The organism is Micromonospora costi (genome assembly GCF_003626655.1).
Classification (GTDB): domain Bacteria; phylum Actinomycetota; class Actinomycetes; order Mycobacteriales; family Micromonosporaceae; genus Micromonospora; species Micromonospora costi.
The window spans coordinates 18,291-33,981 of sequence record NZ_RBAN01000002.1; the positions used below are offsets into that span (position 1 = coordinate 18,291).

General features: G+C 69.6%; 11 protein-coding genes and 2 pseudogenes. 8 read left to right on the plus strand and 5 right to left on the minus strand.

Annotation, left to right across the window (positions count from 1 at the left end; all coding sequences use genetic code 11):
- The first annotated feature begins 20 nt into the window (after positions 1-20).
- Both D7193_RS10985 and D7193_RS34555 read left to right on the plus strand, forming a co-directional pair.
- Positions 21-752, plus strand: coding sequence for a sulfite exporter TauE/SafE family protein (locus D7193_RS10985; protein ID WP_120779417.1), 732 nt, complete (start codon positions 21-23; stop codon positions 750-752).
- Between the two features lie 116 nt (positions 753-868).
- Positions 869-1,449: pseudogene (locus D7193_RS34555) on the plus strand (transposase); the annotation flags it as partial.
- 90 nt (positions 1,450-1,539) lie between these two features.
- On the opposite strand, the gene D7193_RS10995 reads toward D7193_RS34555, so the two are convergent.
- Both D7193_RS10995 and D7193_RS11005 read right to left on the minus strand, forming a co-directional pair.
- Entirely contained in the window at positions 1,540-1,977 is a 438-nt protein-coding gene (locus D7193_RS10995; RefSeq protein ID WP_120779418.1) for a DUF2267 domain-containing protein, read from the minus strand.
- Positions 1,978-2,721: 744 nt separating this feature from the next.
- A complete protein-coding gene (locus D7193_RS11005) occupies positions 2,722-3,129 on the minus strand; it encodes a DUF2267 domain-containing protein (RefSeq protein ID WP_120779419.1) in 408 nt (135 codons plus the stop codon).
- A gap of 346 nt (positions 3,130-3,475) precedes the next feature.
- Between D7193_RS11005 and D7193_RS11010 the strand changes: the two genes are divergently transcribed.
- Both D7193_RS11010 and D7193_RS11020 read left to right on the plus strand, forming a co-directional pair.
- Positions 3,476-4,366, plus strand: coding sequence for a hypothetical protein (locus D7193_RS11010; RefSeq protein ID WP_120779420.1), 891 nt, complete (start codon positions 3,476-3,478; stop codon positions 4,364-4,366).
- Positions 4,367-4,726: 360 nt separating this feature from the next.
- Entirely contained in the window at positions 4,727-4,963 is a 237-nt protein-coding gene (locus D7193_RS11020; RefSeq protein WP_147434357.1) for a hypothetical protein, read from the plus strand.
- A 36-nt stretch (positions 4,964-4,999) separates the two neighbouring features.
- Here the strand turns inward: D7193_RS11020 and D7193_RS11025 are convergent, their stop codons facing one another.
- Together D7193_RS11025 and D7193_RS11030 are read right to left on the minus strand one after the other, a co-directional pair.
- Entirely contained in the window at positions 5,000-5,998 is a 999-nt protein-coding gene (locus D7193_RS11025) for a mechanosensitive ion channel family protein (RefSeq protein ID WP_120779423.1), read from the minus strand.
- 303 nt (positions 5,999-6,301) lie between these two features.
- Positions 6,302-6,961: a DUF1345 domain-containing protein gene (locus D7193_RS11030; protein ID WP_206611881.1), complete on the minus strand. Its 660-nt coding sequence runs from the start codon at positions 6,959-6,961 to the stop codon at positions 6,302-6,304.
- 805 nt (positions 6,962-7,766) lie between these two features.
- On the opposite strand from D7193_RS11030, the gene D7193_RS11035 reads away from it, so the two are divergent.
- Positions 7,767-8,537, plus strand: coding sequence for a hypothetical protein (locus D7193_RS11035; protein ID WP_120779424.1), 771 nt, complete (start codon positions 7,767-7,769; stop codon positions 8,535-8,537).
- Positions 8,538-8,895: 358 nt separating this feature from the next.
- On the opposite strand, the pseudogene D7193_RS11040 reads toward D7193_RS11035, so the two are convergent.
- Positions 8,896-9,665: pseudogene (locus tag D7193_RS11040) on the minus strand (IS5 family transposase); the annotation flags it as partial.
- A gap of 293 nt (positions 9,666-9,958) precedes the next feature.
- Between D7193_RS11040 and D7193_RS11045 the strand changes: the two are divergent.
- The 3 genes from D7193_RS11045 to D7193_RS11055 all read left to right on the plus strand — a co-directional run bounded on the left by D7193_RS11045 (position 9,959) and on the right by D7193_RS11055 (position 15,666).
- Positions 9,959-10,663: an NEW3 domain-containing protein gene (locus D7193_RS11045; protein WP_241563000.1), complete on the plus strand. Its 705-nt coding sequence runs from the start codon at positions 9,959-9,961 to the stop codon at positions 10,661-10,663.
- Between the two features lie 332 nt (positions 10,664-10,995).
- Positions 10,996-12,924, plus strand: coding sequence for a glycoside hydrolase family 97 protein (locus tag D7193_RS11050; protein WP_206611882.1), 1,929 nt, complete (start codon positions 10,996-10,998; stop codon positions 12,922-12,924).
- 162 nt (positions 12,925-13,086) lie between these two features.
- On the plus strand, positions 13,087-15,666 hold the full coding sequence (locus D7193_RS11055) for an NPCBM/NEW2 domain-containing protein (RefSeq protein ID WP_158674792.1): 2,580 nt from the start codon (positions 13,087-13,089) through the stop codon (positions 15,664-15,666).
- The last annotated feature ends 25 nt before the right edge of the window (positions 15,667-15,691 follow it).

Here is a 15,691-nt window from a genome sequence, read left to right on the forward strand (position 1 = left end):
GACCGCCACCGGAGCAATGGATGAGCCTGGACCTGGCCGCCACCCTCGCCGTGGCATCGGTGGCGACTTTTCTCCTCGCATGGCTGTCAGCCGTCGCCGGCTTCGGTGGCGGGGTACTGCTACTACCCGTGTTCACCGCCTTGTTCGGCCTCCGCGCGGCCGTGCCCGTGCTCACCCTCGCCCAACTGTCCAGCAACGGCAGCCGCGTCTGGCTGAACCGGCATGACCTCAATCGGCCGATCATGGGCCGATTCGCCCTCGGCGCGATCCCGCTCGCCCTCGCCGGCGGCCTCCTGCTCGCCGCCGCGCCACTGGTCCCACTGAAACGCCTCTTGGGCGTCTTCCTCCTCATCGTGGTCGCCTGGCGACGACTCAACCCCCACCCACGCACACCCTCGGCCGGCGCGTTCGTCGCCGTCGGAGCCGCCTCTGGCCTCGGCTCCGCCCTCCTGGGCTCCATGGGACCGCTCACCGCCCCGTTCTTTCTCGCCTACGGCCTGGTCCGCAACGCCTACATCGGCACCGAAGCCGCCTGCGCGCTAATCATGCATCTCACCAAGCTGGCCGCCTACGGTGCCGGCTCATTGCTCAGCCCGAGGATCCTGCTCCTCGGCCTCGCCCTCGCTCCCGCTACCCTCGCCGGAGCCTGGGCCGGTAGACGGACAGTCAACCGAATCAGCGAACGCCTGTTCGTCCACATCGTCGAAGCCGGTCTCGTCGCTGCCGGCCTGCTATTCCTCCTCGGCTACTGAACCCCAGCACGAAGGTATGAGGCACCTCCTCCCTCGATCCTAGTTTCGAAAGCGCGGGGAGCGGGCGCGCCCGCGCCTCCGGCACCGGTTGCCGGAGCCGTTCCCTATGCTTGCGATGGCCGCAGGTGCTGACGGAGTTGAAGAACCGCGACGTCGCCGACGCGTGCATGGTGGTCTGCGACGGTCTCAAGGGCCTACCGGATGCGATCGCCGAGGTGTGGCCGGAAGCGAGACCTGCGTGATCCATCTGCTGCGAGCCTCGTTCCGGTCGGCCGGCAGCACCGGAACGCCATCGCCAAGGTCCTCAAGCCCGTCTACACCGCGCCGACCGAGTCGGCCGCCCGGGCCCGGTTCGCTGAGTTCGTCGAGGCGTGGGGCGGCAAGTATCCGGCGATCGTCCGGCTGTGGAAGCAGGCTTGGGCGGAGTTCGTGCCGTTCCTGGAATTCGACGCGGAGATTCCCACCGTCGTCTGCTCCACCAACGCGATCGAGAGCGTCAACGCCCGCATCCGCCAAGCCGTGCGAGCCCGCGGCCACTTTTCCAACGAGGCCGCCGCCCTCAAAGTGCGTCTACCTTGCGGTGATGAGCCTCGACCCGACCGGGCAAGGCCGCCGGCGATGGACTCTGCGCTGGAAACCAGCCCTGAACGCCTTCGAGATCGCCTTCGAAGGACGCCTGTCCTCAGGCCGAAAGTAACTATCGACAACCCGAGTTACACCGTTCGTTTGACAGACCCCTCCTGCCGGGGTACTCCCAGGCCAGGCGGCGGGACACACCAACGGCCGGTCAGCCGGCCGGCTCACTGTGCGTGCTACGAGCCGAGCGCCGCCCGCCACCGGCAGCGACCGGTTCGATGGCCTGCCGGAACTCCTTCGGGAGCTGGGCCAGCGCATTCTCGAACTCGTCGCGGGTGACAGCCTCACAGAGCGTGGTGAGCACGGCGCCGACCCCGGCATCGGCGAGCGCAGGGTCGACGTCCTGGCGATCCGCCACTCGCTGCATGAAATCTTCGAACCCGAGCGACGCCTTGACCTGGTCCTGTCTAAACGGTTTGCGCAGGCAGTCGTCAAGCCCGTCCGGAAGTTGATAAGCAAGGTCCTCAGCCTGGCCGGCACTGATCCGATCTGCCAATGCCTGCAACGTCGCGCGGGTGACTGTCGCCGCCTGATCGGTCGACACCTCTGCCCGCGTGGCCACTGCATTGATGAAGTCCTGGTATTCCACCTGGTTCCTCCCCCTCGGATCGCCGTCGAAGCACCAGTTACGAGCCGCTTCGGTGCGCCTTGCCCACATGCTCCTGCAGCGGTGGGTGACCCCGCCTCATCCCGATCGGGCGACCACCAGGACGCCCTACGCCGGGCATCAGCCGATCGCACAGGACTCAATCGTGCAGATTCTGGTCATCCTCGGCGATTGGCGAAGAGGTCCGGCGCGTCGGCGGCGACGACGGCAAGCCGGGCCGACGCCCACCACCATGCCGGTGACCAGGGCACGGTGGCGCGCGTCGTGGATGAGGTAGACGGCGGGGAGGTACGCGCACACGCCGATCGCGAACAGCCCTGTGTAGATGGAGGTGGGATTGAGCCAGCAGCGCTAGATGTCACCCTCGGCGATGCCGGGCGGGACGCGACCGGAGGTGACCGCGCCGACGATGTTGCTGAGGAAGAACGGGTTAGCCACCAAGGGGGGCGCGAAGGTGGCGCCGTAGAGGCGTTGCTCGGTGAGGGTGTGACTGGCCGTTCGGAGAGCGAAGGCCGCGCCATGAGCGATGATGCCCGGCGCGGCCAGGGTCAGCGGGATTTAAAGAGTGGAGGCGAACGCGGCGAACGCGGACGGAAAGGTGGTCCAGCACAGGGTGATCACCAGGATCAGCGAGACGTGTTGGCGTCCCACACCGGGCCGATCGGCGCGGCACGGCGCCGCCCTGGCCTCGGGTGGCGAGGAGGTCACCGTGAGCAGCCGCGCCCGCTAGGTGCCGACCCGGCGCGGCTCGAGCTGTCCCGTGCCCGGCCCGGTCAACTGCCAGAACTCCTGCGGCAACTGGTCGACGAGGTCCCCGTACTCCTTCGCGCTGGCCGACTCACGAAGAGTGTCCAGCACGGCGCGTGCTCCGTCGGCGGCCACCTGGCGATCCACTCCGGCCCGTGACTGCACCCGTTCGAAGAATTCGGCCAGCCCGAACCGTTCCGGATCTTCGGTGGGCCTACGCACCAGGCCTCCTAGCTCCTCAGGGAGCTGGGAGGCTAGGTCCCTCGCCTGGCCGCCAGTGATCCGTTCTGCCAACGTCTCGAGCGTGGCGCGGGTGAGCGGTTCCCCCTGCCCCGGCGGAACCTTCGGTCGCGCTGCCACGGACTGGATGAACTCGGTGTAGTTCACCTCGGATCCCCTCTCGAACCGGATTGCGGCGGGTACCCGCGCCCGCCGGGGTGAAACGGCAATTCGCCCGCCCTCAGGCGGGTGGTGGCGGAGGGCGGTGGATGATGCGGCGGGCCACCTGCGACTGGCACAGGCCGGCGCTGGTGACGGGGTTGTTCCTGCTCACCCCTCGCTTGCCGGCGCAGCTGATTCGCCGCCTCCTCGGCCACGCCCCTGAGCCGTTTGATGCGTCGGCACACGGGTAGACCGCGACTCGGTCCGAGGGGGTGGGCCGAGGGTCGGAGCCACATACCTATGGCGAGCCCCATCCGGTCCCCATGCGAGGCGGGGCCCCGAGGAGTGCGGGATGGCCGAACCAGAGAGCCGGGACACGGGCGCACGGAAGGCGCCCGCGCAACCGCGCGAGGAGGTCGATCGGCAGCGCGACGTCGAGGAAGGCGGGGAAGCCGCCGGTCGGGGCCAGAACCTGCGTCCCGCCGGCGGGCAAAAGGACGCCGAGCCCGGCAAGCGCCCCAACGTCCCACAGAGCGGTGAGCACGGCCTTCCCCAGCCGGCCGCTGGGCACAGCAGCAAAACGATGTCAGACCCGGACGTCGTCCTCCAGATCCCGCAGGTCAAGGTCGAACAGATCTACGTCGAGGTCGACAACCTGGACGCCTCCGTTTCACTGCGAGCCCGGCTGGGCAGCCTGCTCCAGCTCGACGTGGGCGTTCACGCGCAACTCGGCACGGTGAAGATCGACATCAAGGGCGTCGAAACCCAGGCGATGCTCGAGGTTCGGCTCGAAGAGCTCCGCGGCATTCTCGACAGCGCCCTGCGCACCATCGAGCGCAACCCTCAAATCATCGAGTCGGTGGCGAAGACGGTGGACACCGCCGTTAACCAGGTCGGGCAGACAGCTCAGCAGGTGCTCGGGCCGCAGGGGCCGCTAGCGCGGACGCTGGACCACGTCGGGCAGACGGCGCAGGAGGCGCTGGGACCCAATGGGCCGCTGTCGCAGACGCTGCAGCAGGCCACCCAGCAGGTCGGTCAACAGCTCGGACAGACCACCCAGCAACTGGCTCAGAACCGCCCGGCGGCGGCTGGCGGCGGTGCGGGGGGTATGGGTGGCGTGATGGGCGGATCTCCGGCCCGAGCGGCGTGGCATCGGATGAAGAAGATCGTCAACAGCAGCCAGCCACTGAGGCAGGTCACGGCGCGGCTGATAGGACTGCAGGGGCAACAGCCGCAAAGCTGATCAACGTCCGACGTGGTACCTAAACGCAAAAAATTCGATTCGCCCGATAGCCTCCGGTTTCCTGGCACAGTGTAGGGGTCGATCCGCCTTCGTGGTCTCCGCGAACGCCTGGATGGCCCAGCCGCGCGGCTTCGACCTGGTCACCGGCGAGGATGAGGCCGACGTGCGAGAACGCCTGAGGAACGGTGCCAAGGGCTTCCCCGCCGCACGGGTCAATCTGCTGGCGAGTACGCCGAGGTCGTTGACCCAGGCGGCGAGCCGACCGAAAGCTGCCCGGCCTGGTCGCGCTCACCAGCCAGCGCCGGCAGCTGAAACAGCTGAACGAACAGCTCACGGGTGACCTGCTCCTTCCTTGGCGAAGTGGACGAGGTCCGGCTCGCGGCAGCGGACCGGGGCGGTGTGGGCTGTTCCACGAGGGAGTGCCTTGACCGCTTCGCGGAGGTCTACCTGGTTCCCTCCTGGGACGAGCATCTGCGGCAGCACGGCGGGCGGCTGACCGGCGCCGCCCGGGAGGCCGCGGAGGGGGCGCGGCACCCTGTCGACGGGCAGCCGGAGGTGCCGCGCCTCCGGCTGCCGGCCGCCGCTGGCGCCGCTTGACCGACCACCGGGAAGGGAGCGAGGCGGGTGTGCGGCTCAGGGGTGGTACTCGCTGCGAGTGCGGGGCATCCACTCGGGGTGGTGATCGCGCAGGTACCGGATGAGGCCCTCGCGCAGGTCGCAGCGGAGGTCCCACGCACTCGGACCGTCGGCCGCCGATGCCTGGACCTGGACGACGACGGTCTGGGGCGTCGCGTCCACCATCTGTAGCACCCACTGGTGCCGATCCCACAGCGGTGACGATTCGACGAGCCGCCTCGTCTCGGCACGGATTTCGTCCAGGTCGGCGGTGTGATCGACGTGGATCCGGATCTGGCCGATCACCCGCGTCTCGTGCCGGGTCCAGTTCTGGAAGGGGTGTTCGGTGAACCAGGTGGTGGGCAGGATGAGCATCCGGTCGTCCCAGAGCCGGATGACCACGTTCGTCAGCTTCACCTCCTCCACGCGCCCCCACTGCCCGTCGATCACGATGACGTCCCCCACGTGGAGGCCATCGGCGAAGGCGACCTGGATGCCGGCGAAGGCGTTGCCGAGGGCGGTGCGCGCGGACAGGCCGAGCAGCGCGCCGACGACACCCGCCGAGGTCAGCACGGACAGACCGATGGTGCGCAGGGCAGGGAAGGTAGTGAGGATCAGGCCGATCGCCGCGACCGTCACCATGACCGAGGTGAGGCGCCGCACCGGTCGGATCTGGGTGCGGGCACGCCGGACCCGACGGTCGGCCCGCGTCTCGCCTGCGAGCCGACTGAACGCGACCCGCTCTGCGACATGCAGGGCGCGAAGGACCAGCCACGCCACGCTCGCGATCAACAGCACGACGACGACGCGCCGGACGCCCGGGTGCGCGCGGAGTCCCGCGTACAGCGCCGCGAGGAGCAGCACCGCGACGGCGGGGACCCGGGATGCGCGGTACAGCGGCGCGAGCAGCCAGCGGTAGCGACGACCACCTGGCCGACGCTGGACCCGACCGCCGGCCAGCAGGCCAGCCGCGACGACCACGGCCACCGCGACCGCCAGGATCGTCCTCGTGCTCATCAACTGACCTCCCTGCCCGAGGCGACCGTCATCCCATACACATCCGTCCGCTCGCAGCCATGCGGCGCTTTCGGAAAGGGCGCGTGGCGATCCGAGCGGTCATCGGTCCTCTCCGGCGCGACCAGCCCTTTAGTCCACCCCAGCTATTTCTTCAGTACCGCCTCGACGCACTCGTCCTACCCGTTGCTGAGGGTGTCGTCGCCGTACGAGGCGTCGTGAGCGCCATCGTATGGGTAATGACGAAGCTCGATCTCACCCTTGCGGATCCTTTCCAGCAGCGGGCGCTGTTCACGATCGGCGGGGTCATGACTGACCCAGGTTGGTGACCAGGTTGACGGCGACGGCCAGGATGCCGGTTCCGAAGGCGTACGAGAGCAGCGCGTGCCCGAGCGCGACCCGGCGCATGCGGTTACTCGTCGGTTCGTTCTCCCCCGGGCCGAAGGACATGCCAACCGTGAAGGCGATGTACGCGAAGTCGGCGTACGCCGGCCGGTCCTCCCGCTTGAAGTCGATGTCACTGCCGTCCTCGCGGTAGTACAGCCGGGCGTACTTGAACGCGAAGACGCTGTTCACCAGCGCCCACGCCAGGACCACCGCGACGACGCTCAGGATCACCAGCGTGACAGCCACTGCGTCTTGCTGGTTCGAGGCGCGGACGAGAGCCTCGGCCACGGCCGCGAGACTGATCACGGACGCTATCAGGATCGCCGAGTCGGTGGAACGCGAGCGCCGCTCCGCCTCGGCAAGCCGCTCCGTGCGCTCCGGGCTCGCCGACCAGCAGGCCCGCCACACCCAGACGAGGATCGTGCCCGCCGCGACCGTCCAGATCACCAGCGGCGTCAACTCCGGCGCCCCGACCAGCGCAGTGGCCACCCCGGCGACGACACCGATGGCCAGCGACCACAGGGCACGCCCGACGGACAGCAGGCGTCCCAGCGCCGGTCGTCCAGATCGCTTCTCCACGCGTTCAGGGTTCCGACTCCATCACGTCGCGCAGGGGAAACCCAGAGCGATCACCGGATCGGGCTGCATCGAGGGTGGCGAGTCGCCGCGATCCGCGCACGAGCCTTGGGCGACCATTTCATCCACCAGGACGCCCGGCGTCTCACGCCGAGTGCGGCGCCGTGCGGCAAGCTGTGTCTCGGTGCGGCTGGCTCAGTCCAACACACGGAATGACGGACGTCCGTGCGAGCAACTCCACCAACATATCGCCCTCCGCCGCCCGGCCAGCTGTCACCGCAGTCAACGGCTATATTGATGTCAAGCCACGCATCTCGCATGAATCCGCCGTGATCTCTCCGGGTGGCTCGGCTGACCCTCGGTGCGAGGACGATTACCAGCCGTGTCGTACACCGCCGAACGCGCCCTCCTTGTCAGCGCCGCGGTTCGAATCGCCGCAGTCAAAGGCGCCGTTACCGGCCGGGCCCACGTTGGCCAGCGCCCCCGCGGCTAGTCCCCGCGCGCGCGATGTTCTACGAGCCAGGCTGTCGCCGCCCGCCGGCGATGAGACAGGCGGCCGGCGAACCGGACGAAGGCTCGCGGGAGTTGCACCCACGAAGAAGTCCCGAGCAGGAGCCTGACCGGCTGGCTGGCGTACAAACAGCCCCCGAGGGCAGTCGGCCCCGGTGGCGAACCCGCAGGAACGGCCACCCGACCAGTCCGGTTTCGCAGAGAATGTTCTGGCGAGCGAGTAGGGCCGGCTCGAAAGGATCGCAACTATGCGCAGGCAGGGGCCGCAACAGGCAGGCATTCGCTCCCGCACGCTCCGGTGACACTCACCCGGGAGGGCAGCCTGTGGGCGACGCTGCTGGTGGCGCTCGTTCTGGGGGCACTTCACCTGCTCGCGCCGCACATCCGCCGACGGCTCCCGGTGTCCACCCACGCAGCTACCTCGCTCGGTGGCGGCATCGCCGCGGCGTACGTCTTCCTGTACCTGCTGCCGCGCCTCGCCGAGGGCAACCAAGCCGTGGCCCACGTGCTCGAGGAAACGGTCGAGGCCACCCCGGCGCGCAGATTCATCCTGTTCTTGGTGGCGCTGATCGGCTTCTTCACGTTCTACGTGTTGGAACGCGCCACCCATCGCCCAAACGGCCACAAGCAGGAGCCCACCCGGGTGGTCTTCGCGTTCCAACTCGGCTTCTTCGCCCTCTACAGCGCGTTGATCACGTACACCCTGGCGACCAAGCTGGACGCCGGGCTCGGGCCGGCAGTGCTGTTCGCCGTCGCTATGGGGCTGCACGTGCTGGCCACCGACGGCGTGCTGGCCGAACACTTCCCGGTCAGCCTCACCACCCGGTGGCGCCTCGTCCTCGTCGCCGGCGCCGGCGGCGGCTGGCTGACCGCTGTCGTCGCGCAGCCCACTGGCGTGCTGATGAACCTGCTCACCGCGTTCCTGGGCGGCGGGATCCTGCTCAACGTCTTCATCGACGAACTGACACCCGAACGTCACTCGAGCCTCACCTGGTTCATCGTCGGCCTAGCCGCCTATTCCGGCCTTCTCGCGATCGCGACCATCACCACCAGTCGGGGCGCCGCATGAGGACGACAACTCACGTCGCCCGCACGCCCGCCCAGCGCCTCGACCCCAACAGAGAGGTATGGCGCACGCCATGCCAGCACCGTCTGCCGGATCGCACTGACACGACGGCCGATCGACCCTTGTCACCACCCGCCTGGATTGCGCGTAGCCGGTGCACAGCGACCCGATCCGCAGCCCGGGAATGCGGTCACTCACGCCACCTCCCGCGCACCGATCCGGGCGTTGGAGCCCCAGGTTGGTCGTCAGTCATCGGCGACCTCCGTGGTTAGTTCGGGCCGCCGGACTTGCCGGCCTCAACAGAATGTTGAGGCCGGCAAGTTGTGGTTGCGGCAGTGACTAGGGCCTGTGTCGAAGTCGGTCACAGCCACTCGTTGATGGCCGCGAGGTGGATGGTGGCTCCGTAGCGGACGGCGATTTTGTCGAAGCGGGTGGCCACGGCCCGGTTGCGTTTGAGGCGGTTGATTCCGCACTCCACGGCGTGACGTTGCTGGTAGACGTGCGGGTCGAAGGCTGGAGCTCGGCCACCCTTGGATCCCTTGGCCCGCCGGTGGGCGTCCTGGTCGAGCTTGCTGGGGATCGTCGAGGCGATCCCGCGCCGGCGCAGGTAGGCCCGGTTGGCTTTCGACGTGTACGCCTTGACGGCCAGGACTTGGTCCGGGCGAGTCCTGGGACGGCCGGTGACCAGGCGAGGGACACGGATGGCGGCCAGGACCGGGATGAACTGCGGGCTGTCGCCGCGGTGCCCGGCGGTCAGCACGATCGCGAGGGGTTCCTGGCCTTGCTCGCAGCCCAGGTGCAGCTTCGTGGTCAACCCGCCGCGGGACCGGCCCAGCGCATGGTCGTCCGGCTCGACGCTGACACCGCCGGGTGGTTCGGCCTGCAGATCCCCCTTTTCCTCGCCCCGGCCGCGTGCTGGTGGGTCCGAGCGCTGGTCGAATCGACCGACACGTCCCAGGTGACCCTGCCGGCCGCGTCCGCAAGGGTCTGCAACGCGGTCAGCAGCTGCTTCCAGGTGCCGTCGCGCTGCCACCTGCGGAACAGGGCATACACCGCCGCCCAGGACCCGTACTGCGGTGGCACGTCCCGCCACGGAGCGCCCACCCGGATCCGCCACCGGATCCCGTCGATCGGTCACCTACCGGGGCGTCACGGCTCCGGAGGCGGGCACCTACCGGCTGCAGGTCGACCACACCGGAGCTGGCGCCGGGTCCTCGCTCTCGGTGAGCGTCAACGGCGGGACCGCCGTGGACGTCCCGGTCGCCGCGGACAACCCCGAGGTGCCCGTCGCCTCGGCGGTCGCCGTGCCGCTGCGGGCGGGCGCCAACACCGTCACGGTGTTCAGCTCTGCCGCCCGGGGGCCGGGGGTCGACCGGATCTCGGTCGGGCCGCTGCCGCCGGCGTCGTACGTCCCCCGGACGACGATGACCGTGGAACCCTCCGGTGTGCAGTGGGTCGGTCCGGGGCAGCAGTCGGTGACCGTCACGGCCCGGTTGCGGCTCGACGTCGACGACGCGCTCGACGAGGTCAGCATGGCCCCGGTGGTTCCGGCGGGTTGGTCGGTCACCGGTGCCGCGGTGACGTCGAGGGAGATGCGGCTGGGCCAGGTGCTGGAGGGCAGGTGGACCGTCACGTCGCCGGCCGGCGCGGACGTCAGCTCGGCGAAGATCCCCGTCGTGGCGTCGTTCGAGACGCTCGGCAGGCCGAACAAGGTCAGCCGTGACCTGCGGGTGCAGCTGCGGCCGGCGGACCGGGTGTTCATGCGGGAGGCCGAGGACTCGCGCAACCAGCTGGGCAGCTCTGGCATCACCAGTTGCTCACCCTGCTCAGGGGGGCAGAAGGTGCGCAACATCGGCGGCAGCGCGGACGCGTACGTGCTGTTCGAGGACGTTACCGTCGACACGGCGAGCGAGCACGCGCTGTTCATCGACTTCACGGTGAACGGTGACCGGTCGTTCTTCGTGACGGTCAACGGCGGCAGCCCGATCGAGGTCGCGGTGAGTGGCGTGGGCAACAACACGCCCTACACCACCTCGGTCCCCGTCACCCTCCGGGCGGGCGCGAACACCATCAAGGTTCACAATGACGAGGACTCCGCGCCGGATCTCGACCGGTTGTCGCTGAGCTGACCCTCGGTACGGCACCACCCACCGTCGATGCCCTGCTCACCCCGGTCCAGGGGCGGGCAGGGCATCGGCCTTTGTGGCCGTCAGCCGTGCGGGTGGAGCGGGAACGCCGTGATCAGACGTCGGATGTTAGTTTATGTCGATACTTGATCGAACGTGTTTCGGTCGATACGCTCCAGGAACGCTCCCTTTCGGAGCGGGGACGAAAGGTCCTGCACGTCCGGCAAACGTGGCATCCAGCCGGATGTGGGCGAGCCGAAGCGTCCCGGTGCGCGGCCAATGCTCGCCGCGCCGACTGACCGGTCTCCCCGCCCCATTCGTAGGAGGAGTCACCTGTGACGCACGTACCAAATCGGTCGACGAGGGCAGCTGTCGCCGCCCGCTCGACCGCGCGGATCGCGGCCCTCGCGGCCACCCTCGTCGCGGCGCTGCTGGCCGGAACTCTCACGGCGGCACCCGCCCGAGCCGGCAGCGCCCGATGGACCGTCGCCGCCCCCGGCTCCGACGCTCCGAGAGCGGAAGTCATCCACAACCGGGCGGCGGGCACCGTCTCGCTGGCCGTGTCCCGCGGCGACCGGACCGTGCTGGCGCCCAGCCCGCTGGGCATCCGGACCGAGAACGCCGACCTGACCGGCGGCCTGCGGTTCCTCGGCCGCAGCGACCGCGCCGACGTCGAGCGCTACACGACGACCGTCGGCAAGCGGACCCAGCGCCTCGCGCTCTTTAGGGAGGCGCGGTTCAAGTTCGTCGGCGCGAATGGCGCCCGGGTGGACCTGGTCGTCCGGGCCGCCCGCGACGGCCTCGCCTACCGGTACGAACTGCTCGGCGACTACGGATCGGTGCTCGGCGAGGCGTCCGCCTTCACGGTGCCCCCGGACAGCACCGCCTGGCTGGCGAACCACCGCCGCGACTACGAGAACCCGTACGTGCAGACCACCGCCGCCGCGGCGGACGATCGGGAGTACCTTGCTCCGGCGCTGTTCGACGTCGACGGCACCTACCTGATGCTCGCGGAGTCCAACCTCGACGGACGGTACTCGGGCGGCAGCCTCGTGCACGACGGCACCGGCACCTACCACGTGAAGCTGTGGGACCAGAGCGTCCTCGTCGACGGGCCGCTGGCGACGCCGTGGCGGGTCATGGTGGTCGGTGGCCTCGACACGATCGCCACCTCGACGCTCGTGGACGACCTGGCGCCGCCGTCGCGGCTAGCCGACACCTCGTGGGTACACCCCGGCCAGGTGCTCTGGACCTGGCTCGCCGGCGGGCGTGGGGCCGGCCAGAGCCTGACTCGCCAGATGGGATACGTCGACTACGCCGCGCAGCGCGGTTGGCCGTACGTCGCGGTCGACGCGGGCTGGTACTTCGACCCGCAGCAGTGGGACGTCACCGACCCGAACTGGCGCACCAACAGCTGGATGCCGGAACTCGTCCGCTACGCGCGGGAGCGCAACGTCGGCATCCTCGTCTGGATCCACTACCGGGACCTCGACACCGCCCAGGAGCGGGCCGAGTGGTTGCCGACGCTGCACGAGTGGGGGGTCAAGGGCGTCAAGATCGACTTCATGGACTCCGAGTCGCAGGACCGGCTGCGGTGGTACGACGAGATCCTGCCCGCGACCGCGCAGAACCAGCTGCTCGTGAACTTCCACGGCTCCAACGTGCCGAAGGGTGTGCACCGGGTCTGGCCGCACGTCATGACCATGGAGGGCGTCCACGGCGCGGAGAAGAGCAGCCTCACCACGAGCCACATCACGACACTTCCGTTCACCCGTAACGTGATCGGCTCGATGGACTACACCCCGATGGGCTTCCACCGGACCCGGCCCACCTCCGACGCGAACGAGCTGGGCCTGTCGGTCGTCTTCGAGTCCGGCCTGCAGAATCTCGCGGGCACCCCCGAGTCGTACGACGCCCGGCCGGAGGCCGTGCGCTTCCTCGAACAGGTGCCGACCGTCTGGGACGAGACCCGGCTTCTCGCCGGCCGTCCGGCCGACAACGCCGTCTTCGCCCGGCGCAGCGGCCAACGCTGGTTCCTGGGCGGGAGTTCAGCCGGTGCCGCCCGGACCCTGAACGTACCGCTGGACCTGCCCGCCGGGCGGTGGCTGGTAGAGCTGATCACCGACGGCGAGGGCGGGCTCGTGCGCAGCCAGCGGGTCGTGCGGGCCGGTGACACCCTGCCCGTCGAGGTGATCGCCAACGGCGGCTTCGCCGGCCTCGCCTGCCGGTGGCGCCCGACGATCACCACCTGCGACCAGCCCTGAGCCCGCGGCGTCGCTGTGCGGCGCCGGGCCCGCGTGGCCCGGTGCCGCACGTGCCTCCCTCGACCGTCCGACCCGATCCCGTCACCGAAGAGGAGAGCGATGCGCACACCACCACCAGGCAGTCCGCCGCCGAGGCGGCGCACCGCAGGCAAGGCCGTGGCCGTGGTCGCGGCATTGCTGCTCACGCCAGTCGCCACCGCGGCCCGCGCCGCCGGTCCGGGCGCCACGGCCGGGCCCGACGAGGGAACGCTCACCGTCGCGAGTTCCTCGGCGCAGCTCGCCGACGCCGTCAACTGGGCCAGGGCACGCGCACTCGAGCACGTGCAGACCGGCAAGCACGGCTCCGTCAACGGAAACGGCAGCAACCCCGGCACGGGCGAAGCGGACTACATCCCGTCGTACTGGGCGGGCTACGCCCACCGCACCGCGTTCTACTCGCGGGACTTCGTCCACCAGGCCGCAGGCGGGCACCTTCTCGGCCTCAAGGAGGAGAACAAGTCCATGCTCACCGCCTTCGCGAGCACCGCGAACGAGGCGCGCGCGTGGTACCCGCTCTGGGCGCTGAACTTCGACGGCAGCCCCTACAACGTCGACTACCGCAGCGACACGAACTTCGTACGCGAGGTGCCCGCGGTCTTCGAACTCGTGCAGGAGGCCGAGGAGCAGTACCGCTGGACGGGCGACACCGGCTACCTCGACGACCCAGTGCTCTGGCAGTACTACACCAGAGCGGTGACCGACTTCGTCGCCCTGCACGACACGCAACTACCCAACGGTGTCGCCGAGGGCACCGGCCGCGGCATCTTCCAGGGCGCCGCGAGCTACAACGAGCGCGGCGACCAGGCTGTGATCGAGGCCGGGGACGGGCTCGCGTCCCAGTACCGCGCGTACCTCGCCTACGCCTACCTCGCCCGCGAGAAGGGCGATGCCGGAACGGCCGCGGCCTTCGAGCAGAAGGCCGCGGCGCTCAAGCGGTACTTCGAGGACGACTGGGGTGTCGTCCGTGACGCCTGGGAGTACGTCCGCGGTCGCGGCCCGGCGAACGAGCCGTACACCGGCTTCGGCCGCGAGAACTCCGTCTTCTACGCCCTGAAGGAGTTGCTCGACGCCAGCGACAAGCGCACGTGGGACTACCTCGAGTACCTCGACCGCATGTACGTCGAGGACCGGCCTCCGAACATCGAGGCGACGACGTACGTGCCCGACGCCCTGTTCAACTACGGCTTCGACGAGCAGGCGTGGACCTGGATGAAGGACATCATCGCCAAGCTCCACCTCCCCCACGAGGTGCCCACGCAGGGCACGAACGGCGACTACCCCGAGACGAGCTTCACGCTCGTGTCGCAGACCGTCGAAGGGCTCGCCGGGGTCCGGCCGAACGCGCCCGAGCACGCCGTGTCGGTCCGCTCGCACCTGCCCGCAGAGATCGGATGGCTCGACCTCGACCACATCCGGGTCGGCGAGCACGACTTCGGCGTGCGCCACGACGGGACGACGAAGACGGTCGTCAATCACAACGCTGGCCCCCAACCGCTCGAGGTCACCGTGCAGTTCCCCGGCGGCTGGCCGAAGCTGAAGGTCGACGGCAAACCCGTGAAGCCCGAATACGTGCACGTGAACGGCAGGGCACTCTCCCAGGTCACGCTGACGGTTCCCGCCGGTGCGTCGGTCACCGTCACCACGAGCGGCGACGCGAACCCGGACCGGCACGGAGATCTCATCCTCACCCACCCCCAGAACTTCGCGCTGCTCTCGCCGGCCGACGGCGCGACGGGACTGCCCGGCACGGGTGTCACCTTCGAGTGGCAGCCCTCGGCGAACGCCCGGGAGTACCGCCTGCGGGTCGCTCGCGACGCCGCCATGACCCACATGGCGGCCGAGACGACGGTCCGGCAGCCCACCGCGACAATTGACTCCCTCGACGCTGGGCGCACCTACTACTGGGAGGTCACGGCGGTGAACCCGCGAACCGGGCAGGAACTGGTGGTGCCCGGCGGGGAGTGGCGCTTTCGCACCATGCCCACGGCCCCGCCCGGGGCGCCTTCCCCGGTGGCCGCGTACCGTGTTGGTGACGCCGTCGGCGTCACCTGGACGGCGGCCGAGGGGGCGCTGGAGTCCACCGTCTACCGGGCACCGGCGGGAAGCGACGACTTCACCGCGATGGCCACCGGCCTGACCGGCGGCTCCTTCCTCGACCGGGCCGCCACCGGCGGGCCCTACCGGTACCGGGTGACGTCGACGAACGAGATCGGTGAGGGGCCGGGAACAGTCGTCGAGGAGCAGGCCGCCCCGGCCGACGGTCCCGTCGAGTACCTGAGCGACCGCGACTGGGTTTCCGCGACCGCGGGGTGGCGGTCGGTGCTGAAGGACCGCGCCGTGTCGGGAAACCCCATTCGCCTCGCGGGCACGGAATACGCCAAGGGCATCGGCACCCACGCGAACTCGGAGGTCGTCTACGACCTCGAACCGACGGACACCAGGTTCGTGGCGACCGTCGGCATCGACGACGTGCAGCGCACCTCGCCCAACGCGTCGGTCGTCTTCCAGGTGCTCGCCGACGGCGAGGTCGTCTACGACAGCGGGCTCATGCGCGCGCAGCCGTACTCGCCGCCGCAACGCGTCGAACTCGACGTCCTCGGCGTCGAGCGGCTCGTGCTGCGGGTCACCGACGCCGGCAACACGAACAACAGCGACCACGCGGACTGGGCCGACGCCAAGGTCATCCGACTCCCGGGAAGCTGACGCGCGTCGCGGGCGGGAAGTCGAA

What these genes read in the sequence shown, in the direction of transcription:
- D7193_RS10985 (WP_120779417.1), top strand. Translation starts at nt 21, where the DNA reads ATGAGCCTGGACCTGGCCGCCACCCTCGCCGTGGCATCGGTGGCGACT.
- D7193_RS11010 (WP_120779420.1), top strand. Translation starts at nt 3,476, where the DNA reads ATGGCCGAACCAGAGAGCCGGGACACGGGCGCACGGAAGGCGCCCGCG.
- D7193_RS11025 (WP_120779423.1), bottom strand. Translation starts at nt 5,998, where the DNA reads ATGAGCACGAGGACGATCCTGGCGGTCGCGGTGGCCGTGGTCGTCGCG.
- D7193_RS11045 (WP_241563000.1), top strand. Translation starts at nt 9,959, where the DNA reads ATGACCGTGGAACCCTCCGGTGTGCAGTGGGTCGGTCCGGGGCAGCAG.